Raw genomic sequence first — 543 nt, 5'->3', positions numbered from 1 at the left:
GCACAGGGACTGGGCGCGCTACCTCAGGCTGGTCAAGGCGTCGCTGCGCTGAGGAGTGCCGGTTGGCTACGGCGCCACGCCGAGGGGTCGCTAATGTGTGCTGGTCAAAAGCAACCACACGAAAAGGGGCGGCCCAGGTGGCGGACATCGAGGCGGCGCGCACGGCGTTTGAGCGGTACGACCTGGACAAGGACGGATACATCTCCGCGTCCGAGTACAAGAGCGTGATGGCCCAACTGGGGGACCCGTTCGTCACGGAGTCCGTCGCGGAGGCCATCATCAAGTCGGCCGACGGCAACCAGGACGGCAAGCTCTCCTTCGACGAGTTCTGGGCGATCCAGAACCGCTGACGGCCCGTCGAACTGCCCGGAGCCCCCGTGGACCGGCGCCCCGCGCGTCGCTCCCGGGGGCTTCCGGCGTCCTGGGCCCGACGCGTCCGCGCCGCCTCGCGCGGGAGCGCGGCGCGGTCGGGCCCGGCGCGGTGGGGCTCAGCGCCCGCCGCGCCTTTGGGCGCTGGCGCGCCGACGTCGGTCGTTGCAACTC

At 71.5% G+C, this 543-nt stretch carries 1 protein-coding gene; it reads left to right on the top strand.

Features of this window, described 5'->3' with window-relative positions; translation table 11 throughout:
• Positions 1 to 137: 137 nt before the first annotated feature.
• Positions 138 to 350 (top strand): EF-hand domain-containing protein, encoded by a 213-nt coding sequence (locus KUM32_RS41225; RefSeq protein ID WP_176164238.1) that lies wholly within the window; start codon positions 138 to 140, stop codon positions 348 to 350.
• Positions 351 to 543 lie beyond the last annotated feature (193 nt).

This window comes from Streptomyces sp. AC627_RSS907, assembly GCF_019049165.1.
Note: the sequence above shows the minus strand (reverse complement) of the source record. Positions and strands in the feature narration are given on the sequence as shown.